Annotated in this window: 21 protein-coding genes; 12 read left to right on the forward strand and 9 right to left on the reverse strand. The window is 62.0% G+C overall.

Translation table 11 applies throughout. The features are described 5' to 3' along the window. Positions 1–622: 622 nt before the first annotated feature. Positions 623–1,447: a flagellin gene (locus ACN0X9_RS13160; protein ID WP_417488023.1), complete on the reverse strand. Its 825-nt coding sequence runs from the start codon at positions 1,445–1,447 to the stop codon at positions 623–625. A 466-nt stretch (positions 1,448–1,913) separates the two neighbouring features. Here ACN0X9_RS13160 and ACN0X9_RS13165 point away from each other — a divergent pair, with 466 nt between their 5' ends. From ACN0X9_RS13165 to ACN0X9_RS13195, 7 genes are all read left to right on the forward strand, one after another. Next, positions 1,914–2,537, forward strand: coding sequence for a TetR/AcrR family transcriptional regulator (locus ACN0X9_RS13165; protein ID WP_417488024.1), 624 nt, complete (start codon positions 1,914–1,916; stop codon positions 2,535–2,537). A 33-nt stretch (positions 2,538–2,570) separates the two neighbouring features. Further along, on the forward strand, positions 2,571–3,332 hold the full coding sequence (locus ACN0X9_RS13170; RefSeq protein WP_417488025.1) for a lysophospholipid acyltransferase family protein: 762 nt from the start codon (positions 2,571–2,573) through the stop codon (positions 3,330–3,332). A 35-nt stretch (positions 3,333–3,367) separates the two neighbouring features. After that, the gene (locus tag ACN0X9_RS13175; RefSeq protein ID WP_417488026.1) at positions 3,368–4,093 is read left to right on the forward strand and encodes a lysophospholipid acyltransferase family protein; all 726 of its coding nucleotides are present in this window, start codon (positions 3,368–3,370) and stop codon (positions 4,091–4,093) included. After that, the gene (locus ACN0X9_RS13180) at positions 4,090–5,397 is read left to right on the forward strand and encodes an MFS transporter (protein ID WP_417488027.1); all 1,308 of its coding nucleotides are present in this window, start codon (positions 4,090–4,092) and stop codon (positions 5,395–5,397) included. The genes ACN0X9_RS13175 and ACN0X9_RS13180 overlap by 4 nt, the downstream gene beginning before the upstream one ends. An 89-nt stretch (positions 5,398–5,486) precedes the next feature. After that, the gene (rnd, locus tag ACN0X9_RS13185; protein WP_417488028.1) at positions 5,487–6,647 is read left to right on the forward strand and encodes a ribonuclease D; all 1,161 of its coding nucleotides are present in this window, start codon (positions 5,487–5,489) and stop codon (positions 6,645–6,647) included. A gap of 145 nt (positions 6,648–6,792) precedes the next feature. Next, positions 6,793–9,153 (forward strand): DGQHR domain-containing protein, encoded by a 2,361-nt coding sequence (locus ACN0X9_RS13190; protein ID WP_417488029.1) that lies wholly within the window; start codon positions 6,793–6,795, stop codon positions 9,151–9,153. Next, on the forward strand, positions 9,150–9,962 hold the full coding sequence (locus ACN0X9_RS13195; protein WP_417488030.1) for a DNA adenine methylase: 813 nt from the start codon (positions 9,150–9,152) through the stop codon (positions 9,960–9,962). The genes ACN0X9_RS13190 and ACN0X9_RS13195 overlap by 4 nt, the downstream gene beginning before the upstream one ends. 128 nt (positions 9,963–10,090) lie before the next feature. On the opposite strand, the gene ACN0X9_RS13200 is transcribed toward ACN0X9_RS13195, so the two are convergent. The 4 genes from ACN0X9_RS13200 to ACN0X9_RS13215 are packed head-to-tail and all read right to left on the reverse strand — an operon-like array spanning position 10,091 to position 15,617. Further along, complete coding sequence (locus ACN0X9_RS13200; RefSeq protein WP_417488031.1) at positions 10,091–11,629, reverse strand: Ppx/GppA family phosphatase; 1,539 nt, start codon at positions 11,627–11,629, stop codon at positions 10,091–10,093. 6 nt (positions 11,630–11,635) lie between these two features. Next, the gene (locus ACN0X9_RS13205; RefSeq protein ID WP_417488032.1) at positions 11,636–13,810 is read right to left on the reverse strand and encodes an RNA degradosome polyphosphate kinase; all 2,175 of its coding nucleotides are present in this window, start codon (positions 13,808–13,810) and stop codon (positions 11,636–11,638) included. Further along, on the reverse strand, positions 13,807–14,487 hold the full coding sequence (locus ACN0X9_RS13210; protein ID WP_417488033.1) for a hypothetical protein: 681 nt from the start codon (positions 14,485–14,487) through the stop codon (positions 13,807–13,809). Before ACN0X9_RS13210 ends, ACN0X9_RS13205 begins: the two co-directional genes overlap by 4 nt. Before the next feature lie 26 nt (positions 14,488–14,513). Then, positions 14,514–15,617 (reverse strand): DUF2066 domain-containing protein, encoded by a 1,104-nt coding sequence (locus tag ACN0X9_RS13215; RefSeq protein ID WP_417488034.1) that lies wholly within the window; start codon positions 15,615–15,617, stop codon positions 14,514–14,516. Positions 15,618–15,762: 145 nt separating this feature from the next. Here ACN0X9_RS13215 and purM point away from each other — a divergent pair, with 145 nt between their 5' ends. After that, positions 15,763–16,803: a phosphoribosylformylglycinamidine cyclo-ligase gene (gene purM, locus ACN0X9_RS13220; protein WP_417488035.1), complete on the forward strand. Its 1,041-nt coding sequence runs from the start codon at positions 15,763–15,765 to the stop codon at positions 16,801–16,803. A gap of 15 nt (positions 16,804–16,818) precedes the next feature. After that, positions 16,819–17,469: a phosphoribosylglycinamide formyltransferase gene (purN, locus tag ACN0X9_RS13225; protein ID WP_417488036.1), complete on the forward strand. Its 651-nt coding sequence runs from the start codon at positions 16,819–16,821 to the stop codon at positions 17,467–17,469. Between the two features lie 18 nt (positions 17,470–17,487). Here the strand turns inward: purN and ACN0X9_RS13230 are convergent, their stop codons facing one another. Then, a complete protein-coding gene (locus ACN0X9_RS13230; RefSeq protein ID WP_417488037.1) occupies positions 17,488–18,078 on the reverse strand; it encodes a TetR/AcrR family transcriptional regulator in 591 nt (196 codons plus the stop codon). 132 nt (positions 18,079–18,210) lie between these two features. Between ACN0X9_RS13230 and ACN0X9_RS13235 the strand changes: the two genes are divergently transcribed. The 3 genes from ACN0X9_RS13235 (at position 18,211) to arfB (ending at position 20,029) form a co-directional block, all read left to right on the forward strand. Next, positions 18,211–19,068, forward strand: coding sequence for an NAD(P)H-binding protein (locus ACN0X9_RS13235; RefSeq protein ID WP_417488038.1), 858 nt, complete (start codon positions 18,211–18,213; stop codon positions 19,066–19,068). Next, positions 19,065–19,541, forward strand: a complete 477-nt coding sequence (locus tag ACN0X9_RS13240) for a DUF1772 domain-containing protein (RefSeq protein ID WP_417488039.1) — start codon at positions 19,065–19,067, stop codon at positions 19,539–19,541. The genes ACN0X9_RS13235 and ACN0X9_RS13240 overlap by 4 nt, the downstream gene beginning before the upstream one ends. Before the next feature lie 68 nt (positions 19,542–19,609). Beyond that, entirely contained in the window at positions 19,610–20,029 is a 420-nt protein-coding gene (gene arfB, locus ACN0X9_RS13245) for an alternative ribosome rescue aminoacyl-tRNA hydrolase ArfB (protein WP_417488040.1), read from the forward strand. Here the strand turns inward: arfB and ACN0X9_RS13250 are convergent. From ACN0X9_RS13250 to ndk, 3 genes are all read right to left on the reverse strand, one after another. Beyond that, positions 20,026–21,042 (reverse strand): adenosine deaminase, encoded by a 1,017-nt coding sequence (locus ACN0X9_RS13250; RefSeq protein WP_417488041.1) that lies wholly within the window; start codon positions 21,040–21,042, stop codon positions 20,026–20,028. The two genes, arfB and ACN0X9_RS13250, sit on opposite strands and share 4 nt — an antisense overlap. Positions 21,043–21,115: 73 nt before the next feature. Further along, positions 21,116–21,742, reverse strand: coding sequence for a LysE family translocator (locus ACN0X9_RS13255; protein ID WP_417488042.1), 627 nt, complete (start codon positions 21,740–21,742; stop codon positions 21,116–21,118). A 128-nt stretch (positions 21,743–21,870) separates the two neighbouring features. After that, positions 21,871–22,293, reverse strand: coding sequence for a nucleoside-diphosphate kinase (gene ndk, locus ACN0X9_RS13260; RefSeq protein ID WP_011643174.1), 423 nt, complete (start codon positions 22,291–22,293; stop codon positions 21,871–21,873). Between the last annotated feature and the right edge of the window lie 98 nt (positions 22,294–22,391).

Genomic DNA, 22,391 nt, shown 5'->3' on the forward strand with positions numbered 1-22,391 from the left:
GGAGTGTCACATCCAAGGCGCGGACAGGCTCCGCTCGCTTCCGGGCACAAGTGACTGAGCTCGCGCCTCCCGTCCCGAAAACCGAGGGCATTATGCGCTGGGTGGGGAGGGGTGGGGATAAGTTTTCTTCAAACATCCGCCCCACACACCGTCATCCCGGCGCAGGCCGGGACCCAGCTTGCGACGCAAGCTATTGCCAAGTATGGCGAAATCGAGTGTGCGAGGCTGGGTCCTGACTTTCGTCAGGATGACGGTGTGTGGGGTGCACAGTGTGGGATAAGGACACAAAACTTTGTCACCCCGGGCATATGCTCAGGATGACAAGTGTGTACCGGCGTCGTCAGCAGCGTCCCACCGCACCGCAAACTCCCCCTGTCAGAACACATCATATTTTTCCCGGCCGCAGCCCCGCAAAAGCGGGGCGGAGAGCCGGGACCTACCGAAATTCCCGGCCAGCGATGAGTCTCCCGTCGGTCCCGGAGGCGCTGCGCGTTTCCGCAAAAATTGAGAGGGGAGGAAGCAGGAGGCCCCACACCAAAAAGAGGGGGCGCCGGAGCGCCCCCAGTTGCACGCCCTTGCGGGCCGCGCCACCAGATTGGTTATCTTTGGTTGGGGTCGCCGGTCAGCGGAAATATCCCAGGACCGTCGACGGGGCCGCATTGGCGATCGACAGCGCCTGCACACCCAATTGTTGTTTGACCTGAAGTGATTGCAGATTGGCGCTTTCCTTGGCCAGGTCGGCATCAACAAGATTGCCGATCCCTTTTTCGAGCGCATCGCTCAGCTTGCCGATGAAGGCCTTGTGGACACCCAGCGACTTGGAGCCGGTACCGAGTCGCGCCAGCGAGCCATTGAGATTGTCCAGCGATGTCTCGATCGTGGCGACCAGCGTGCTGGCATCACCGGCCGACGCGAAGGATGCGGTTGCGGACAGGGTCACCACCCCGCCCCCGAGTGACAGGTCTTCCGCGGCGATCGTGATCGAGGACGAACCGCTGGCACTGGCAAGCGAGGCAATCTGCGACTTCGAGCCATCAACCAGATTGGTGCCGTTGAACTCGGCTGTCTCGACGATCTTGCCGACCTGGTCGCGCAACGCCTTGAAATCTTCGTTCAGGGCATCGCGCGAGGCCTGGTCTAGCGAGGTGTCGGAAGCAGCAAGTGCCTTTTCCTTCATCTCGACCAGCGTATCGGAAATCGCTTCACCACCGGCCAGCGCAACATCCACTGTCGAGGCTGACAGGTCCAGAGACTGGGCAACGGCGACATAGCTTCGGACATCGGCGCGCATTGATTGGGCGATGGCGTAGACGCCACCATTATCCTTGGCGGATCCGACAGTCAGTCCCGTATTGATCCGGGCCTGAACGGTCTCCAGGTCACGATTGGTCTTGTTCAGACTCTGCAGGGCGACCATCGCGCCCGCATTGGTGTTGATAGTCGCCATTTCTTGGCTCCCCCACACAGTTTTATTCCACCACCGGATCCGGCCTGGCCAACCTGTTTTCGGTCGGTCTCGAATGCCGTTCGGTACGATAAAGCTACCCGGGACTCATAAAATATTCGCTAACGGGCATGGCGATATTCCCTTGCAGGCAAGGCAATTTCGCATTTTCGGGCACGATTCCAACGCTTTGCATATTGATATTCGGGGCTACGGGAGGGCCTGCCGGCCACGCCTGACAGGCGACTGTTGGATGATTGGCGGGGTGATGTCCCGAGCCGGGCAGCGTTGCGTGTCACGGACAAGCGCTGCGGAGTATCCGCCGTTCACGAGGGCCGCAACCCGTGGGCCAGTACCGCCGATCGCAGACTATTCTTGATGTAAGTAACTATTCACTTGCGTCCTTCGAAACGTCTCGATATAGGATGTGTAAATGACCATTCACTTACAGCCCTGAGGGGGACTTGATATGACCGGGATGCTGAGAGACGGCCTGTTTGACGGCTCCAACCCGAATGTCGGTGTGACGGCCAAGACCGGCACCACCAAGGCGCGGATCGAGCGGGCGGCGCTGCAGCTGTTTGCCAGCCACGGCATGGACGGGGTTTCGATCAAGCAGATCGCCGAGGCCTGCACGATTTCCGATGGCGCCATGTATCGCCATTTCAAGTCGAAGGACGCCCTCGCCCGACTGATGTTCGAGGCCATCCACAAGAAGCTGCTGGACATGGTCGCCGGCCACCTGACCCCGGATGCCTCGCTGGAGGACATCAGCCGCGCCCTCGTCACGGCCTATTGCAATCTGGCCGATGAAGACCCGGCGCAATTCACCTACCACCTCACCCATCGCAACTATTTCATCGCCGCCTCCGGTGATGGCGGTGCCGACCCATCGGATTTGATGACCGATTGCATCGCAAAGGCGATGGAGCGCGGCGAGATCCCGAAAGGTGATCCGGAACTGCGCTCGGCGATGGCGCTGGGCGTGGTGATGCAGGCGGCTGAATACAGCCTTTATGGCCGCATCGACCGCCCGCTCTCGCAACATATCGACCAGTTTACCCGCGGCATCATGGCCGTGCTGCGCTCCTAGGCGCGCGCCCCAAGGTTTTACGGAGAGATTCTCATGCGCTCTTTCATCTTCAACATCGCCTACTGGACCATTTCCGGCGTTTACGCCGTCATCTGCGCCATCCTGGCCCTGTTCCCCGGCCGCAGCGTGCTGATGCACGGTCTGCGCTCCTATTCGCGCCTCACCGTGCATCTGATGCGCTGGATCTGCGGCATCAAGGTCGAGGTTCGCGGCACGCCGCCCAAGGACCAGCCGGTGGTGATCGGCGCCAAGCACCAGTCCTGGGGCGATGGCATCGTGATGATGGCCAAGTGCGGCGACGTGAACTTCGTTTGCGGCGACCACATGCTGAAATTCCCGCTGATCGGCTGGGTGCTGAAACGTTGCGGCGCCATCGTCCTGTCGAACCAGGGCGGCCCCGCCGCTCGCGACAGCCTGATGGACGGGATCGTCCGCTCGCAGGGCGAAGGCCGTCCTCGCCCGGTCCTGATCTATCCGGAAGGCCATCTGACCGAGGTTGGTACCGGCATGCGCTTTCGCTCCGGCGTCTGGCACATGGCGCGTGCCCTGGAGCGTCCGATCGTGCCCGTTGCCACCAATCTGGGCCAGTGCTGGCCGCAACAGAAATGGTCGAAATTCAAGGGCACGGCGGTGATCGATTTCCTCGATCCGATCCAGCCGAGCGCCAACCGCGATGCCGACCTGGCCGAGCTGCAGACCCGTGTCGAGACCCGCTCACGCGCCCTTGAGGCCGAGTTTGCGCCGACCGCCATTCCGTCGCACCTTCCATCCGGACAATCGGTGATCTGCGCGTAAGACGCGGACCCGCCTGTCGATCCGGGGAGGATCCGATGCGCTCTTTCATCTTCAACATCATCTTCTGGCCGACCCTGCTTGTCTTCGCCCTCATTGCCTGGGGGATCAGCCTGACCGGTTGGCAGTCTGGCGTTCGCGGACTTATGCGCGCTGCCTGCCGCACCGTCCGTGGCCAGATGCGATACATCCTCGGCGCTCCGGTCGAAGTGCGCGGAACACCGCCGCATGGCCGACCGGTCATCATCGCCGCCAAACACCAGTCCTGGGCCGATGGTTTCTTGATGATGGCCATCATGGGCGACATCAATTTCGTGATCGGCAGCGAAACCGGGAAATTCCCCCTGATCGGCCGGATCGTCCGCGTTGCCGGTGCCACCATGGTCAACTCGCCCGGCCTGACCGGCGCCCAAGGCGCGCTGGAAGATGCCATCAAGCGTGCCGTCGACGACCCCAGACCCCTGCTGATCTATCCGGAAGGCCGCCTTCCTCCGGTCGGCGAGAGCTTCCGTTACCGCAAGGGCGTCCATGTCCTGTACGAGACGCTCAACCGTCCGGTGATCCCGGTCGCGACCAATACCGGGCTGCGCTGGCCCCAGAACCGCTGGACCAAGCACCCCGGCCCGGCCGTCATCGAGTTTCTCGAGCCGATCCCGCCCGGCCTGCCGCGTGACGATTTCCTGCCGCGCCTGAAACTGACCATCGAAACCCGCACCCGCGCCCTCGAAGCCGAGGGCCAGGCCGCCAAGGAGGCCCGCTCATGAGTGCCAAGATCGCCGCCCAGCTGGTCACCCAGCGCCGCTTCCTGCCGCTTCTGCTCGCCCAGTCGCTCGGCGCCTTCAACGACAATTTCTTCCGCTATTCGCTGGTCACGCTCGTCACCTTCGGCGGACTGACCCTGTTCGACCTCGACCGCTCAATGATGGTGCCCATTGCCGCATCGCTGTTCACCGTGCCGATCTTCCTGTTCTCGGCCATCGCCGGGCGCATGGCCGACAAGTTCGACCGCACCCGCATCATGCGCTTCGCCAAGTTTGCCGAGATCTGGCTGATGGTGATCGTCGCGCTCGGCTTCTTCCTGGAGCAACCGCTCCTGTTGATGGTCGCCCTTTTCCTGATGGGCACCCAGTCGGCCTTTTTCACGCCGGCCAAGAATTCGGCCCTGCCGACCCTGCTGAAGCCTGAGGAACTGGTCCCGGCCAATGCCATGATGTCGGGCCTGCTGAACGTCTCGGTTCTGGTCGGGATCGGGCTCGGAACCTGGCTGGTGATGCAGTCCTTCGGCCCCGAGTTCGTCGGAATGGGGCTGATCGTGATGGCGGTCCTTGGCTGGCTGGCCAGCCGCCAGCTGCCCGAAGCCAAGGCGTCACAGCCCGATATGCCGCTGAGCTTCAATTTCATCTGGGAAACCGTCCGGGTCCTTCGCTTTGCCTTCAAGGCGCCCCAGGTCCTCAGACCGCTCCTCGGCGCAGCCTGGTTCTGGATGCTGGCGGCCTCGATCATCACCCTGATGCCGGTCTTCACGGCCTCGGTGCTGGGAGCCGACGAGAGCGTGGTCCTGTTGTTCAGCGCCCTGTTCACAATCGGCGCCGCGATCGGTGCCCTCTTGTGTGGCGCCCTGTCGGGCAAGGGCGATGCCCTGGCTTTCTCGATTGTTGGCGCGATCGGCCTGGTGGTCTTCACCACCGATGTGGCCCTGATCACCTGGTCCAACCCGCTCATTACCGAGGGCGCAGCCTTGATCTCCGCCGATGCCTTCCTGGCCGACAAGTCCAATTGGCGGATCCTGATCGATCTCGGCCTCGCCGCCGTCTCGGCCGGTCTGTTCGTCGTTCCGCTGCAGGCCATGGCCCAGCGCCGGGCGCCGGCAGAACTGCGCGGGCGCCTGCTGGCGGCTGGCGGGATCATGAATGCCGCCACGGCGACGCTGGGTCAGTTCACCCTGGCCGGGATCGCCCTGATGCAGCTGCCGATCCAGATGGCCTTCCTGATGATCGCCTTCATCTCGGCTCTGGCCGTGCTGTTCATCCTGTGGCGTCTCAACCTGCGCCGCGGCGCCAAGGCATAGCTCGGACGTGCTTCGGCCAGCCGGGAAATCACGCTCCGGCTGGCCGAATCGATAGCCAAAGGCGGCGGTCCGCGCTAAAGGGCCGTTTCATGACAATGATTACGACGACGAAGGCCCTCGAAGCGGCCTGTGACGCCCTCCTGCAGCACCCCTATGTGGCTGTGGACACCGAGTTCATGCGGGAGACGGTCTACTGGCCCCAGCTGTGCCTGATCCAGGCCGCCGCCGGCGACACCGAGGTCATCATCGACCCGCTCGCCGAGGGCATCGATCTGGAGCCCTTCTGGGAGCTGATGGCGGACGAACGCATCATCAAGGTCTTCCACGCTGCCCGCCAGGATCTGGAAATCTTCTTCCACCAGGGCGGCGACGCACTGATCCCGCATCCGATGTTCGACAGCCAGGTCGCCGCCATGGCGCTCGGCCTGGGCGACTCGATCGCCTATGACGCGCTGGTCCGCACCCTGCTCAATCGCCCGATCGATAAAGGCCCGCGCTTCACCGACTGGTCGCGCCGCCCGCTGTCTGATGCCCAGACCAAATACGCCATCGCCGACGTCACCCATCTGCGCGATCTCTACCCGATGATGGTCGAGCGGCTGGAAAAGAAAGGCCGCACCGAGTGGCTCGCCGGCGAGATGAAGACCCTGACCAGCCCGTCGACCTATCGCCTCGACCCCGAGGAAAGCTGGCGCCGGATGAAGCTGCGCAAGACGACGACCAAATGGGTCGCTGCCCTGCGCGCCGCCGCCGCCTGGCGCGAAACCGAGGCACAGACCCGCGACATGCCGCGCCAGCGCGTGATGAAGGATGACGCGATCTACGAGATCGCCAATGTCGCCCCGACCGCACCGGAACAGCTGACCGGCCTGCGCGCCGTGCCCAAGGGCTTCGAGCGCTCCAGCGCCGCCAAACGCCTGTTCGACAAGATGAGCGAAGCCCTGGCCAATGCCGAAGCCTATGCCCCCAAGGTCGAAAAGCCCGCCCCGCCGCCGCAGGGTGTCGGCCCGACGGTCGAATTGCTGAAGGTCTTCCTCAAGCTGGTCGCCGACGAAAAAGACGTCGCCCCGCGCCTGATCGCCAATGCCGCCGACCTGGAAAAGATCGCCGCCGACGACAAGGCCGACGTCCAGGCCCTCAGCGGCTGGCGCCGCGAGGTCTTCGGAGAACCCGCCCTCAAGCTCAAGCGCGGCGAGATGGCGCTGGCTTTGAAAGACGGCAAGGTCGTCGTGGTGGACACGAAGGGCTGAAACGCCTTCGTTTTGTGCAGGGCCTATTGATTCCCAACTTGCCCGCGAGAACCATCGAATACTACAACTTACACTACTGCGAGCCAAAAATTGACACGCACAACGCGATCAAGTTCAACTCAGCGCAAAGCTGAGGGGACTGTAGATGAATCATGCTGCTGCGGACGAAGCCGAAGTCCAGCCTTTACAGGTCGTAGGACACAAATTTTTACCTGAACTTGCGACATCCCAAGAGGAGCTTCGCAGCCTAGCTCGGGTAAAGAAAAAGGCCTCCGTCGAAAGAAGCGTCCATAGCGCTGACGTGCCAGAATTCGAGGCGGATGGCTGGACGGTGCAACGTCCAGGCAAGCGTTCGACCCGAATAAAAAAGGAAAAGAGCCACGACAAGGCGCTTGAAGACCGCATTTGGTGCCTTCTCAATTCAATGGGATATCAGCGCCTTAATTCCGAGCGATTTCACATAGCGTTCGAACGGAGCAATGGAACCCAAGGCAAAAAACAGATTGATGCCTATGCGGAGGATCAAGAAACCGCCCTTGTGGTGGAATGCAAGTCTTCGGCTACGCGCCGACGGCGTTCGCTTCAAAAGGACATCTTAGAAACTGTCGCTCTGCAAAACTACATCCGCAACTCTATATATCAACAGTACGATGAGCGTAGTGAGCCACGCCCTAAAGTACTTTGGGTTTATGCTACCCAAAACATCATATGGTCAGATTCTGACCTCGAGCGGGCTTCCGACGCCGATGTGCATGTTATCACAGAAAACGAGATTCAGTACTTCGAGACGTTTTCCAAGCACATGGGGCCTGCTGGCAGGTACCAAATCTTGGGAGAGTTCCTCAAAGGGCAAAAAGTTCCAGGCCTAGCAGACGTTCGGATCCCCGCGATTCGTGGCAGCATTGGGGGCGAGACCTTCTACAGCTTCGTCTGCACGCCTCGACATTTGTTGAAGATAGCTTTCGTCAATCACCAAGCTCTAAACCATCCTGACGGCAAGCCCGCCTATCAACGCATGATTTCGTCATCTCGCATCCGAAAGATTGGCGAGTTCATCTCCAAAGGCGGTTATTTCCCTACTAACTTGTTGGTAAACTTCACGGACAAGCCAAGGTTCGACCGCATATCGAATAAGGAAAACACCGACCCATCATTGAAATTTGGCTGGTTGACGCTGCCAGCAAAGTATCGATCCGCTTGGGTGATAGACGGACAACATCGGCTTTACGGGTTCTCACACCTAGATGATCAGTTTCTTGACCAAAGCCTGTTCATTTTGGCTTTCGAGGGCATGGCCGTCGAAAAGGAAGCAGACCTGTTCATAACTATCAATCACGAGCAGAAAAGTGTTCCGCGAAGTTTGCTCGTTTCACTGCTGGCCGACATTCGAATGGGCGATTCAAACCCAAACACCGCATTGACGGCTCTCGCATCAGGAATTTTCCGCAATCTCAACATCAGCAAATCCAGCCCACTTTCGCGACGCTTCGCCGTACACGGCGTCCCCCCAGAAGCTTCTCAAAACCTCACGGTATCCGAAGCCGTGAACGGCCTCAAAAAATCTGGCCTGATCGGGCGAGTGATTGGAAACAAGATAGCACCAGGCCCCCTCTCAGGCCCGACCGATGAGCAGACAATCGAGCGTGCCTCAAAAGTCCTGAGCGCCTACTTCGACGCGATCCGGGACGCTCATCCGAGTCGTTGGGAGGAAGGCAAAGCCGCCTATGTCTCGACCAATCCTGGAATTCGCTCTCATCTGGCGGTTATGGGTGAAGTAGTTTCGTATCTTTCTCACAAGAAGAGCATCGACTTCATTGCCCTGTCTCCTGAAAAATTCGCCAGCGAGATGATAGGTTTTGTCGCCCCACTCGTGGATTATCTACAATCTGCAACGGACGCCGAGATCAAAGAGAAGTTTTCTCGACGCTTCGGTGAAGCCGGTGTCAAAGAATACACATACCACTTGATGACCGTGCTGGCGGAAACTCATTCCGATTTTGGCCCCGAAGGATTCAAAAAATGGGTCACACAAAATGCTTCCGATGAAATCGATAGCGTGAATCACTTCGTGATGAAACTTGCTGAACGGCTCACAGATACAGTGATTGAAACCCTCAAACAGGTTCACGGAACTCATCGGCTCGCATCGGGAGACCCGGCGTTCTGGGAAAAGGGTGTTGAAAACAATCGAGTGCGTAAAAACGCGTACGACAAACAACAAGCGGATACATCAGAACGCCGAAAGCCAAAAGAAGCATACTTGGACGTGCTCGATCTGCGTGACATTGTAAAGCAAACTAACAACTGGGCGCACTTCGAGCACATCTTTAAAAACCCGATGCCAGGAGATCGAAAAGGTCAAAAGTACTACTTAGACTGGATGCAAAAATTTAATGATGTCAGACGTATAGCGGCTCACAAGAACCAGCTAAAAACATACTCGGACGAAGACCTTGAGTTTGTGGATTGGCTCCGCACCGAAGTTTCACCCAAGGTGCCCCAATGACTGGGACCCACACTCCGTTTCTCAAGTGGGCCGGCGGAAAACGCTGGCTTGCAAGCAATGCAAGCTTTGCCCCCCCAAAGGAATTCAAAAAGTATGTTGAGCCATTCCTCGGCGGCGGAGCGGTATTTTTTCATCTCGCGCCAAAGCGAGCCGTATTATCCGACATAAATTCAGATCTCATCACGACTTATAAGGTGATGCGCGATTCACCCGTTGAACTTCAAACCGCTATGTCTGAGCATCAGGCATTGCACAACTATGCGCACTATTACGCCATTCGTGAGGCGGTTCCTCAGAGCGATTTTGAAACTGCTTCGCGCTTTTTGTATCTCAACAGGACTTGCTTCAACGGCATATTTAGAGTCAACCAACAAGGAAAATTCAATGTGCCGATCGGATCCAAAGAGACAGTCTTGTTCGATGAAGATGATTTCGTCGCCTTGTCTGACGTACTGAAGAAGGCCAGAATCCTGAACGACGATTTTTCTAAAACAATAGGTCGAGCGCGCGAGGGAGATTTTCTTTTTGTAGATCCGCCTTACACCGTGAAACACAACCTCAACGGCTTCGTGCGCTACAATGAAAAGATCTTCTCTTGGAATGACCAAGTAAGGCTTGCGGCGTCAGTGAAGAGAGCGTCCGACCGAGGCGTGCAAGTCATGGTCACCAACGCGGATCACAAGAGTGTTCGAGAATTATATCAAGATTATGGGGCCATCTACAAGACGGTCGGAAGGTCCAGTAAAATTGCGGGACCGTCTTCGGCACGCGGGCGGGTAACTGAAGCCATGTTTACTTTCAACATGTAGCCTTTTTTTTTCGGCGAAGCCTGCAAGGAAAAATGGGTAAAAATTCCCCAATTGCTTGGGGCACACACCATTTACTCCCGACGCCCCTCACCTCACTTCACCGCGCCGCCCCTCACTTCACCGCGGCGCTACCGGCCAAGCCCGGTCACATAAACCACCTCGCCCGTCCGCCCCACAGCAGCCGCGAGCTGGTCGAGCAGGGCGACGGAGCGTTCCACATAAAGATCCCGGACGCTTTCATCGACTTCCAGCCGGATCACGTCTGGCCCGACGGTGAGTGAGTAGCGGTCCAGCAAGGCCGGTGAGCGGCCGGACAATTTGGCGCCGAGGCGCAGTGACAGGCCCAGCATCTGGGCCAGATTGTGCTGGTCTTCGGTGATCAGGTGGAAGATCGGGTCATCCTCCAACACGGCCCGCTTGCCGGCATAGCGATAATGGATGGCGGCGGCGAGGAAGACCCGTTCGGCATGGCTGACGCCGGCAAAGGGGGCGTAGAGCACGATGTTGCGAGCAAGATCAGCGCGGTGGTCCGGGTGTTGGCGGGCGCCCAGATCGGTGAGCCGCGTGGCGGTCTCGTGCAGGATCTGGTCACGGACATCACCGAAGGCGGTTTCCAGGGCTCCGAAGGCTGGCACCAGCCAGCGCGCCAGGGCGCGGCCGAAATCGGGCGTGGGCGCATTGGGCCGGGCCATCGCCTCGGCCCCGGCGATCAACGGGTCCTGGGCCAGCAGCGCCGGCGGCAGGCCGGAGGCCAGAACGCCTTCGCGCACACCAAAGGCCGAGAAGACCAGGCGCTCGAAGCCGCCATGCTTCATGATCCGGCCCAACAGCAAGGCCGCATAGGGCAGGGTCGCAACACGGCGCGAGGAGACACCGGGCGTGCCGCGCAAGGAGGCCGGACTGAGCCGGGTCGCGAGGCGCGTCAGCTCGTCGGCCCGCTTGGCGGTCAGGGCAAATTCATGGACCACATTGAGCGGATAGCCAAAACGGGCAAAGGCCAGCTGTCCCAGCGCCCGCCAGGCACCGCCGACGGCATAAAAGGCACCGCCCTGCCCGGTCAGTTGACCGGTCGCCGAAAGCTGCGCGTCAATCGCGGCGATGGTGACGGCCTCGTCCATCGGACCGTCATCCAGCATTTCCTGCGGGCCCAGCGCGGTTGTCACACCGCGCCCGGGCAGGCCGTCATGCATCGCTGTCAGCTCGAGGCTGGACCCGCCGAGATCCCCCATCAGGCCCTGTGCATCGGGAATACCTGCGCCGACCCCCATGGCCGACAGGCGGGCCTCGTCCTCGCCGGACAACACCCGAACCACAAAGCCGGTCCGCTCCGCCACTTCGGCGATGAAGTCGGGTCCATCCTTGGCATTGCGGACCGCAGCCGTGGCGACGACATGACGGTCGCCGACGCCCTTGGCATCGAGCAGGCGCTGGAAGCGTTTCAGGGCGCGCAGGGCAATCTCGCGCCCCTCCGGATGCAGCTTGCCGGTGTCATGAACGCCGCGGCCCAGCCCCGCCATCACCTTCTCGTTGAAGATCGGCCAGAGCGAGCGCCCCTCGACCCGGAAATGGACCAGCCGCACCGAGTTGGAGCCGACATCAATGACCGCGATATCGCGGTGGATGGCCTGCTCGGCCATGAAGTCGGAGGGCGGGATAGGCTGGGTCAAACGGGCTCAGCCATTGGTATCGACGAGCACGGGCGGTTGGTCATTCTTCAGTGCATGACCCCGGCCTGACAGGGACGGATTGGTCATGAAATAGGCGTGGGCGCTGAAGCGCTTGTCGACATTGGCGGTGTCGACCCGGCGATAATCGCCCTGCCCGTCCATATACCAGGACTGGTCGGTATCATTGAGATTGGCGACCATGATCTGGTCGAGCACCTGCCGGTGCACGGTCGGGTTCTGGATCGGGCAGAGATGCTCGACCCGGCGGTCCAGATTGCGCGGCATCCAGTCGGCCGAGGAGATGTAAACCTTCGCGGCCGGTGACGGCATCGCCTTGCCATTGGCAAAGCAGACGATGCGCGAATGTTCCAGGAAGCGGCCGACGATGGATTTGACCCGGATATTGTCGGACAGGCCGGGAATGCCCGGACGCAGGCAGCAGATACCGCGCACGACCAGCTCGACCTTCACACCGGCCTGGCTGGCCCGATAGAGCGTGTCGATAATCTCCGGATGGACCAGCGAGTTGAGCTTGGCCCAGACGGCCGCCGGCTTGCCCTCGCCGGCATTGGCGATCTCCTGCTCGATATGGGCGAGGATCGATTCCTTCATCCCGATCGGCGAGACTTCCAGACGCTCCAGATTGTCGGGCCGGGCATAGCCGGTGACATAGTTGAACACACGGCCCGCATCGCGCCCGAAGGCCGGGTCAGCGGTGAACAGCGACAGGTCGGTATAGATGCGCGCCGTGATCGGGTGGTAGTTGCCGGTGCCGAAATGGGCATAGGTGCGCAGGTCCGAGCCTTCGCGGCGCACAACCAGCGAGATCTTGGCGTGGGTCTTGTACTCGATGAAGCCGTAGACGACCTGAACCCCGGCCCGTTCCAGGTCGCGGGCCCATTTCAGATTGGCTTCCTCGTCGAAACGCGCCTTCAGCTCAACGAGGGCGGTGACATTCTTGCCGCTCTCGGCCGCCTCGATCAGCGCCGCGACAATGGGACTGTCCTTGGACGTCCGGTAGAGGGTCTGCTTGATCGCCACCACATCGGGATCGGCTGCCGCCTGACGCAGGAACTCCACCACCACGTCGAAGCTCTCATAGGGATGGTGGACGATGATGTCCTTTTCCCGGATCGCCGAAAAGCAATTGCCGCCGTGGTCGCGAATGCGTTCGGGATACCGCGGCTCATAAGGCTTGAAGCTGAGATCGCTGCGATCGTCGGGAATGAGCTGGCTGACCTGGGCCAAGCCGAGCAGGCCGTCGACCGGAACGATGTCCTGCGGTCCGGCATGCAGGTGCATCACGATCAGGTCGCGCAGTGCCGGTGACATGCCCTCATCGATGGTCAGACGCACAACCACGCCGCGGCGACGCTGTTTGAGCAGGTTCTCGAACTCCAGCATCAGGTCTTCGGACTCTTCCTCGACCTCGATATCGCTGTCGCGGATGACCCGGAAACTGCCCTTGCCGACCACTTCATGGCCGGGGAAAAGCGTATCGACGAACATCGTCAGCACGCTCTCCAGTGTCATGAAGCGGCGGTCGGGACGCTCGCCATCCTTGCGAGGACGCGTGGGCAGTTCAACAAAGCGTTTGACGCCGCTGGGCAGCGGGATCAGGGCATTCATCAGCTTGCCGCTGCCCTTCTTGCGCAGCTGCAGGGCCAAGGCGAAGCCGAGATTGGGGATGAAGGGGAATGGATGCGCCGGGTCGATCGCCAAGGGCGTGATCACCGGCAGGGTGTGCTTGAGAAACTCCTCGCGCAGCCAGGCCTCGTCGCTCTTGGGAACCTGTTTCGGCTCGAGCACCTTGACCCCGGCCTTGCCGATCTCCTCCCGCAAGGTGCGCCACAGGGTCTGTTGCTTGAGCATCAACTCGCCGGCCAGGGCATGGATCTGTTCAAGCTGTTCGGCCGGGGTCAGCCCGTCAATACTGGTCGCGGATACGCCATTGTGGACCTGGGCGCGAAGGCCGGCGACACGGACCATGTAGAACTCGTCCAGATTGCTCGCGGAGATCGACAGGAAACGCAGGCGCTCAAACACCGGATGATCGGGATTGGCGGCTTCGTCCAGAACACGCAGGTTGAAGCGCACCCAGGACATTTCCCGATTGAGGAAGCGTTTGGGTGACCCCATCAGGGTCTCTGTTTCGGCGAAGTCTCCCACGGGAGCGTTCATGCCGCGTCTCCAGTCTCGGTCCAGCTGTCCAGGATTTCGCGCGCGATGGCGCGGGTGATCGGTGTTTTCTTGACGAGTGCGAGCTTGTCCATCCGCTCGGCCATCACGCGCACCGCTGCAACGGAGCGCTCCATGCGAGGCAGGAGGTAGTCTATCACGCCCGGGCGCACCGGCGCGCCCCTGTCGGCCAATTGTTTTTCCAGCACCCGCGTCAGCAGGACATCATCGGCCTCGTGCAGGTCGACATGGACCAGCGCCCGCAGCCTCGACACCAGGTCCGGCAGGCTGGCCGGCCATCGGGCCGGCAGCGTTCGGGCGGTCAGCAACAGGGCCGGAATGTCGCCCTCGGCAGCCCGGTTGAAGAGATGGAAAAGCGCATCATCATCAACGCCCCGATCAACATCCTCGATGACCATGGCGCAATCCGGCTCCAGCGAGGCAAGGCGATCACCCAACAACGACGCGGACAGGACCAGCGCATGCTGGCGCCCGGCCCAGATCGCGGCGAGGTGTGACTTGCCGGCCCCTTCCGGCCCGACCAGCGCCATGACATTGCGCGGCCAGTCATCCGGCCGATCCAGCACATCGCGCGCAGCCGCATTTGACGGTCCGGCAATAAAGGCGGTCGCGCTGAAATCCTGTCGCGCCGGCAGGTCCAGCGCCATTTGCGGTGTCATCGGCATCATCATCGTCGTCGCGCGGATCAGCGGGCCGACAATACGACCCAGCCCAGTCCGGGATGTTCTTCAAGCGTCGCGCCACGCTCGGCAAGCTCGGAAACCAGCTGTTCGAAGGCGCCGCGATAATCCACGGTCATGCGGGCGCCATCCCGTGACAGCGCATCGAGCTGGGCGCCCTGGACCAGCGAGGCGCGGCTGAGCGCTTCCTGCAGGCGGAGCCATTCATCCAGACCACCATACATGACCGTCACACGGAGCGAGGTCGTCTCGAAATCACGCACCACCGAGCGACGTTTCCAGTCATCCTCGCGGTCAGTGACAAAGGCGCGTGCCGCGTCACTCCAGCCGCCATAGACGACTTGCGGCCCCCAGGTATCGGTGGTGATCTCGCCGCCCGGCTCGACCGTGACCAGATAGCCGCCGAAACGACGCACGCCATCGCGCTCGCCGGCGCGCAGGATCGCGATCCTGTTGATGCCGTACATGGCGGCTGTGTTGATCAGCGCGCCTTCGTCCAGCTGCAAGGCCTGACGCGGTGTGATCGGCACCGAAACCGAGCGCGAGGGACGCCCGGGAACCAGGACCGGCGTCAGCGAACTGTCGAAGTCCTGGCTGGCCCAGGCCGAGCGCCAGGGGTTGTCGTCCCACAGGCTGAACCCGTTCGCACCCTCATAGACCGGCAGAACCAGCAGCGGACGGGCCTGGGATTCGACGAAAGGCACACCATAAGCTTCCATCACCCGCCGCACGGTACGTGGATCAAAGGTCACTTCCAGCTCGGCGAGATAGCGGGTAGCGCTGCGCTGCTCGTCGGAAATCTGCAGGCCGGCGATCATTTCGGCGATGATGGCGGGATCCAGTGCCAGGCCGGACACCATTTCGCCGGTCGGCGACAGGTGGGCTTCCAGTTCCAGCTCGGTCCCGGCCCGGTCTTCAGCCAGGGTCAGGCGCTCGATCAGGCGACGCGCGGCGGCCGATTGCCCTTGGCGCATGGCTGCAGTCTGGGCCTGCAGGGCATTGTCGGCGGTGGCATCAATGGCAACACCGGAGATGGTGTAGGGGTCGTCGGCCAGGGCTGCCGGCAGGCAGGCGAGGCTCAGGCTGAGCGCAGCTAGAATGAAACGCACGGTGGCGACTCCTGTTACTTGGACTGTGCCCGCACTATAACCACACCCTGCCGGGCGTGAAGCCCGCGGCTTGCGTCCGGGGCGTGTTTCGACATACACCGCGCCTGTTTTTACAGACCTGTTTTTGCAGAGGTAAGGAAACGGCATGTCCGGAACCGGAAACCCAGATCGCCCGAACGGGCTGACCTATGCCGATAGCGGCGTCTCGATCGACGCCGGCGACGCCCTGGTCGACCGCATCAAGCCGCTGGCCGCGATGACGCGCCGGGCGGGTGCGGCGGCGGACCTGGGCGGGTTTGGCGGCGCCTTCGACCTCAAGGCGGCCGGCTATACCGACCCGATCCTGATTTCCGGCACTGATGGCGTCGGTACCAAGTTGAAACTGGCGATCGCCACCGGCAAGGTCGACACGGTCGGCATCGACCTGGTCGCCATGTGCGTCAATGACGTGCTGGCCCAGGGCGCCGAACCGCTATTCTTCCTCGACTATCTGGCCTGTTCCAAGCTCGACCCGGCGCGCGGCGAGGCCATCGTCTCGGGCATCGCGGCTGGCTGCAAGGATAGCGGCTGTGCCCTGATCGGTGGCGAAACGGCGGAAATGCCAGGCATGTATGAGGGCGATGATTTCGATCTGGCCGGCTTTGTGGTCGGCGCCGCCGAGCGTGGCCGCCTGCTACCGGATCATGACCGCATGGCCGCCGGCGACGTGCTGATCGGTCTCGCCTCCTCGGGCGTGCACTCGAACGGTTTCTCGCTCGTCCGCAAGGTGGTCGAACTGTCCGGCCTCAACTGGTCGGACGAGGCGCCCTTCGCACCCGGCCAGACGCTGGGCGAAGCCTTCCTGGCACCGACCCGTCTGTATGTGAAAGCCTGCCTGCCGCTGATCAAGTCCGGCCTGGTCACCGGCCTGGCCCACATTACCGGTGGCGGCCTGGTGGAAAACCCGCCGCGCATGACACCGGACACGCTGGTTCCCCACATCGATTACAATGCCTGGACCCTGCCGCCGGTCTTCCAGTGGCTGGCCGAGACCGGCGGTATTTCCGCCCATGAAATGCACCGCACCTTCAATTGCGGCATCGGCATGCTGCTGGCGGTGTCGCCCGACAAGGTCGATGCGACAATGGAGGCGCTTGCGCTGACCGGCGAGACCGCCATGATCATCGGCGAACTCAAACCGGCCTGACGCGAGGGGCAACCAATGGCGAAAACAAAGATCGCCGTGCTCATCTCCGGGCGCGGATCCAACATGCAGGCCCTCATCGAGGCCTCGAGGGACGAAGACTTCCCGGCCGAGATTGTGCTGGTTGCGTCCAACAATCCCGACGCCGCCGGGCTCGATATCGCCCGCGCTGCCGGGATCGAGACCGAAGTCGTCGATCATCGCGAATATGATGATCGCGAGGCCTTCGAGGAGGCGCTCGACTCGACGATCAAGCTCTATGGCGCCCGCATTGTCTGCCTGGCCGGCTTCATGCGCATCCTGACGCCCTGGTTCACCGAGCGCTGGCGTGATCTGCTGATCAATATCCATCCTTCCCTGCTACCGGCTTTCAAGGGCCTGCATACGCATGAGCGGGCGCTGGAAGCCGGTGTCCGCATTCATGGCTGCACGGTCCACTATGTCCGCCCGGAGATGGATGACGGTCCGATCATCGGCCAGGCCGCGGTTCCGGTCCTGCACGGCGATACCGCCGAGACGCTGGGTGAGCGTGTGCTGCATGCCGAGCATGCCCTCTACGCCCAGTGCGTCGCCCTCGCCTGCTCCGGCAAGGCGCGTGTGGCCGGCGAACGGGTGCGGCTGCAAGTGCGTGAGTTTGGCGCAGAACTACTGATGAACCCGCACGACTGACGGTCGCTAGCAAAAGGTTCAATCGGTCGACATCAAGGCCCGTCGGGCGAGCCTTTTCATCTCTTCGATATAGCGCGCCTGCGGCCAGTGGCAGTCCTCTACCAGGCTTTCCCAATTGCGGACCGATAACAGGGTCCACAACAGGTCCGTCGCCGCAGCCTCATCCGCGTCATCGCGCAGAATTCGATCTGCCTTCAGGGCAGTAACCGCCGCAACACACCCTTCGCGAAGGGCTGACATCCGGTCATCCCAGGCCAGTTTCGCTGCCTCATCGGCGGGCGCCATGTCCAGCAAGGCCCGACAGACCGGATGCACGACCGGGATGTAATTACCCCAGGCGTCAATGAAAGCGTCCAGCCTTTCCAGGCCTGACGTCGCGGCCCGACTGGCGGCCAGGCGGGCATCGATATCGCTCTCGGCATCAACGAATCGGGTCACCGCGATCAACAGCTCGGCGCGGGTGCTGAAATGCAGATAGACCGCCTGGCGGCTGACGCCGGACGCCCTGGCGATATCGCTCATGCGGGTCTGCGCGCCCTGCCCCTGCTCGAGCAGGGTCCAGCAGGCCCGCAAAATCCGCTCGCGCGTCGACACTCCATCATCCAGCATGGCCCTCGCCTTTCCCTGTGCACCCGCATCGACGGGTTCCGACGCAGGATTGATCGCACTTGACACGACGTCAAGCCGATGCCACTTGACGCTATGTAAAGTTTACACCGCGTCAAGCAAAAGGAAACCGCCATGACCGCCATCGACCCATCCGCCGACATCCTCGTCCTCGGCGCCACCGGCAAGACCGGCCGCCTCATCGTCAATGCGCTGCAATCGTGTAATATCCCTGTCCGCCTCGGCTCGCGTGACGCCGAACGCCCGTTCAGCTGGCAGGACCATGAAGGCTGGGACCATGCCCTGCAGGGTGTGCGCTCGGTCTATATCGTCTATGCGCCGGATCTCGCCGTGCCCGGCGCCCCGGCCGACATCGCCGCGTTCACCGAGCGCGCGCGCAAAGCCGGCGTGGAGCAACTCGTCCTGCTGTCCGGGCGCGGTGAGCCTGAGGCGGAAGCCAGTGAGACCATCATCCGCCAGAGCGGGCTGCGCTGGACGGTGATCCGCTCGAGCTGGTTCTTCCAGAATTTCGACCAGGGTGCCTTCCAGCCCATGGTCGCGGCCGGTGAACTCGCCCTGCCGGTCGGACAGACCGCCGAACCCTTCATCGATATCCGCGACATTGCCGATATCGCGGTCGCGGCGCTGACCGGCACCGAGCATGACGGCCAGCTCTATGAAGTGACCGGTCGGCAATTGCTGAGCTTTGCCGATATTGCGGCCCTGATCACAGAGCGGACCGGCCGTCCGGTCCGCCATGTCGACATTCCGCACCAGGCTTTCATCGACGGCGCCCGCGCCGCCGGCCTGCCACAGGATCATGTCTGGTTGCTCGACTACCTGTTCACAACGGTGCTGGACGGTCGCAATGCCCGCGTCATGGACGGTGTCGAACGGGCCCTGGGCCGGCCACCGCGCAGCTTTGCCGACTACGCCGCCTCGGTTCCGGCAAGTGCCTGGGCCGCCACACCCGCCGCCGGGCTGGCATCATGATCGCCCTGACGCTGTCGGCCCAGCTGTTGGGTCTTGGTGCCGGCCTCATCGCCGGCATCTTCCTCGCCTTCTCCGACTTCGTCATGCCCGGTCTCGATGAGGCCGGGCCGGGCGGTGGCGGCGATGCCATGCGCGGCCTCAACCGGACCGTCTACAAGTCAATTTTCCTGCTGCTGTTGAAAGCCCTGGTGTCGCTCGCCCTGGCCCTGGCCGTGGCTGCCTTACTGTTCGGACGGCCGGGCATGGCCATCTGGCTGGGACTGGGCATGGCCAGCCATGTCGGACCGGTCCTGCTGGTCACCGGGCTGCGCAACATACCCATGAACAACCGCTTGCAGTCCCTCGCCGGTGACCCGGACGGTACATCCGCCTACTGGCCGCAATATGTCGCGCGCTGGACCGGCTGGAACCATGTCCGCACAGCCGGGGCCGTCTTCACCTGTGTCTGCTTCCTGCTCGCCGCCCTCGCATGACCGGGCAAGCTCACTTGCGATCAGACCCGCAAGCACGGCAATAAGGAGGCGTGCTTGCGGAGCCTGTCATGCTGATTGCCCAGACCATCCTGATCGACGAGGCCGAGATCGAGGAGCGTTTCATCCGCGCCTCCGGTCCCGGCGGCCAGCATGTCAACAAGACCGAGAGCGCCGTCCAGCTGCGCTTCGACCTCGCCGCCAACACCACCCTGCCCGACGCCGCCAAGCGCCGTCTGGTGCGGCTGGCCGGCTCACGCATGACCAAGGATGGCAGCCTGGTCCTGAAAGCCGACACTCACCGCGAACGCGAGCGCAACCGCGCCGACGCCCGCGACCGCCTGCGCAAGCTGATCGAACAGGCGCTGATCGCCCCGAAACCGCGCAAGAAAGCGCGGCCATCCCTGGCGTCAATCAAACGGGTCAAAGCGGCCAAGGCCCAGAAGTCACAGGTAAAATCGAGGCGGCGCAAGCCCGGGTCGGACGATTAGGCCACGCCCTCGACCACTGCATCAATTTCCGCCAGGTGCCGCTCGATCTCCGCTTCTGGCAGGAAAGCCCCCCGGAAGGAATTCTTCGCCAGTTCGATGATCTCGTCGGCGGTCAGGTCGATGGCGGCGGCGGTGCGGATGTAGTTGTCATTCACATAGCCGCCGAAATAGGCCGGATCGTCGGAATTGACCGTGGCCCGCAGACCCAGTGCCAGCATGCGCTTCAAGGGATGGTCTTCCAGCCGCTTGATACCGCACAGGCGCAAATTGGACAGGGGACAGACCGTGAGGGTCATCTGCTCTCGCCCGAGACGGGCGACCAGCGTGCCGTCTTCCAGGGCGCGATTGCCGTGATCAAGACGGTCGACCTTCAGCAGGTCCAGCGCTTCATGGATGTATTCCGGCGGCCCCTCCTCGCCAGCATGGGCGACCCGCAGCAGGCCCAGCTCGCCGGCAGCGGTGAAGACGCGCTGGAATTTTGACGGCGGGTGACCGAGTTCAGAGCTGTCCAGACCGACGCCATCGATCCGCTCCAGGTGCGGCTTGGCCATTTCCAGAGTTTCAAAAGCCGCTTCCTCGGACAGGTGGCGCAGGAAACACAGGATGAGCTTTGAAGTGATGCCGAGCTCCGACTTGGCCCTGTCCAGCGCCCGGGTGATACCGTCCACCACCGTGGCGAAGGCGATGCCGCGATCGGTATGGCCCTGCGGGTCGAAGAAGATCTCGACATGGCGGACATTCTCGGCGTGGACGCGCTGCAGATAGGCCCAGGTCAGATCAAAGAAATCGGCATCGGTGATCAGCACATTCATGCCGACATAATAGACGTCCAGAAAGTCCTGCAGGTTCGAGAAGTCGTAGGCGGCGCGGATTTCATCGACCGACTTGAACGGGATCTCGATCCCGTTGCGACGGGCCAGCTCGAACATCAATTCCGGCTCGAGCGAGCCTTCAATGTGAAGATGAAGCTCGGCCTTGGGCAGGGCTTTGACGAGACGGGCGATATCGGACATGGCAGCTCTCCGGCGCTTGGGGGAGCGCCATGGTCTGCTGCGTTACCGCTCCACGCAAGGGGCCGCCTGCGGCTCAGGCGGACAGGATCAACCAGATCGTGAACATCAGGATGCCGGCAATGGCATAGTTCAGCCAGCGCGCCGAGGCGCCTTCGGCCAGCAGGCGCTTCAGACCACCTCCGACGAAGATCCAGAGCAAACCGCAGGGTGCGCCGAACAGGACGAAGGCGGTCACAAAAATACCGACCCGTTCAATCGGCGTGTCGGCCAGCGCCACGTAGGCGCCCGCCGTCGAGACCGTCATCAGGATCGCCTTGGGATTGATCGCCTGGAACAGGGCCGCCTCCCATGACCGGAAAGGCCGCGAGCGGTCGGCCTTGGCGGTCGCGGCACGACTGCCAGCACGCCCTATCGCCCAGCCGGCATGGGCGAACTTCCACGCCATCCAGGCCAACCAGAGCGAACCGCCAATGCGGACCATGTCGAGCATGACCGGAAAGCGCTCGATCAACTCACCCAGCCCGAATACCGAGGCGACCAGCAACAGGTTGAAGCCGAAATTGACTCCCAGCCAGTGCGGCAGCGTTGCCCGCACCCCAAACAGGGCGCTGGACGACATCATCATGATATTATTGGGGCCGGGCGTGACGGACATGATCACGACGAAGGTCACCAGGCTGGCAAACAAGGCCATGTCCATCGCGCGTCTCCTCACACCACTCTGCGAGCGCAGTTAGGCAGCGCCCCGCGCCCGCGCAACGCGTTATGCACAAAAAAGAAAGGCCCGGCAGGATACCGGGCCTTTTTTGTCTGATTTTGCGGCTCGGATCAGCCGACGATTTCGTCGTCCGAGAAGAAGAAGGGAATTTCTTCTGCTGCGGTTTCCGGGGCGTCGGAACCGTGCACCGAGTTGGCTTCGATCGACTCGGCGAAGTCCTTGCGGATGGTGCCGGCGTCAGCCTGCTCAGGGTTGGTGGCGCCCATCACGGTGCGGTATTTGGCGATGGCGTCTTCGCCTTCCAGGACCTGGACCACGACCGGGCCGGAGATCATGAAGGTGACGAGGTCGTTGAAGAAGGGACGCTCCTTGTGGACGCCGTAGAAACCCTCAGCCTGCTCACGCGACAGACGGATGCGCTTTTGCGCGATGATGCGCAGGCCGGCAGCCTCGATCTTGGCGTTGATGGCGCCGGTCAGGTTACGGGCAGTGGCGTCGGGCTTGATGATGGAGAAGGTGCGTTGGATCGCCATGGGAGAAGTCCTTGAGACTGAAACTATGATTGTCCGGGCACATACCCGGCCTGTGGATTCGCGCGGCTTATAGCGGGCAGCGACGAGGATGGGAAGTC

The sequence above is a fragment of the Maricaulis sp. genome, assembly GCF_048268525.1.
Classification (GTDB): Bacteria; Pseudomonadota; Alphaproteobacteria; order Caulobacterales; family Maricaulaceae; genus Maricaulis.

Excerpts from the sequence above, each read along its gene's own strand:
- ACN0X9_RS13160 (WP_417488023.1), bottom strand. The coding sequence starts at position 1,447 with ATGGCGACTATCAACACCAATGCGGGCGCGATGGTCGCCCTGCAGAGT.
- purM (WP_417488035.1), top strand. The coding sequence starts at position 15,763 with ATGTCCGGAACCGGAAACCCAGATCGCCCGAACGGGCTGACCTATGCC.
- ACN0X9_RS13255 (WP_417488042.1), bottom strand. The coding sequence starts at position 21,742 with ATGGACATGGCCTTGTTTGCCAGCCTGGTGACCTTCGTCGTGATCATG.
- ACN0X9_RS13195 (WP_417488030.1), top strand. The coding sequence starts at position 9,150 with ATGACTGGGACCCACACTCCGTTTCTCAAGTGGGCCGGCGGAAAACGC.
- ACN0X9_RS13230 (WP_417488037.1), bottom strand. The coding sequence starts at position 18,078 with ATGCTGGATGATGGAGTGTCGACGCGCGAGCGGATTTTGCGGGCCTGC.
- ACN0X9_RS13240 (WP_417488039.1), top strand. The coding sequence starts at position 19,065 with ATGATCGCCCTGACGCTGTCGGCCCAGCTGTTGGGTCTTGGTGCCGGC.
- ACN0X9_RS13205 (WP_417488032.1), bottom strand. The coding sequence starts at position 13,810 with ATGAACGCTCCCGTGGGAGACTTCGCCGAAACAGAGACCCTGATGGGG.
- ACN0X9_RS13210 (WP_417488033.1), bottom strand. The coding sequence starts at position 14,487 with ATGACACCGCAAATGGCGCTGGACCTGCCGGCGCGACAGGATTTCAGC.
- ACN0X9_RS13175 (WP_417488026.1), top strand. The coding sequence starts at position 3,368 with ATGCGCTCTTTCATCTTCAACATCATCTTCTGGCCGACCCTGCTTGTC.
- purN (WP_417488036.1), top strand. The coding sequence starts at position 16,819 with ATGGCGAAAACAAAGATCGCCGTGCTCATCTCCGGGCGCGGATCCAAC.
- ACN0X9_RS13165 (WP_417488024.1), top strand. The coding sequence starts at position 1,914 with ATGACCGGGATGCTGAGAGACGGCCTGTTTGACGGCTCCAACCCGAAT.
- ndk (WP_011643174.1), bottom strand. The coding sequence starts at position 22,293 with ATGGCGATCCAACGCACCTTCTCCATCATCAAGCCCGACGCCACTGCC.
- ACN0X9_RS13235 (WP_417488038.1), top strand. The coding sequence starts at position 18,211 with ATGACCGCCATCGACCCATCCGCCGACATCCTCGTCCTCGGCGCCACC.
- ACN0X9_RS13250 (WP_417488041.1), bottom strand. The coding sequence starts at position 21,042 with ATGTCCGATATCGCCCGTCTCGTCAAAGCCCTGCCCAAGGCCGAGCTT.
- ACN0X9_RS13190 (WP_417488029.1), top strand. The coding sequence starts at position 6,793 with ATGAATCATGCTGCTGCGGACGAAGCCGAAGTCCAGCCTTTACAGGTC.
- rnd (WP_417488028.1), top strand. The coding sequence starts at position 5,487 with ATGACAATGATTACGACGACGAAGGCCCTCGAAGCGGCCTGTGACGCC.
- ACN0X9_RS13170 (WP_417488025.1), top strand. The coding sequence starts at position 2,571 with ATGCGCTCTTTCATCTTCAACATCGCCTACTGGACCATTTCCGGCGTT.
- arfB (WP_417488040.1), top strand. The coding sequence starts at position 19,610 with ATGCTGATTGCCCAGACCATCCTGATCGACGAGGCCGAGATCGAGGAG.
- ACN0X9_RS13180 (WP_417488027.1), top strand. The coding sequence starts at position 4,090 with ATGAGTGCCAAGATCGCCGCCCAGCTGGTCACCCAGCGCCGCTTCCTG.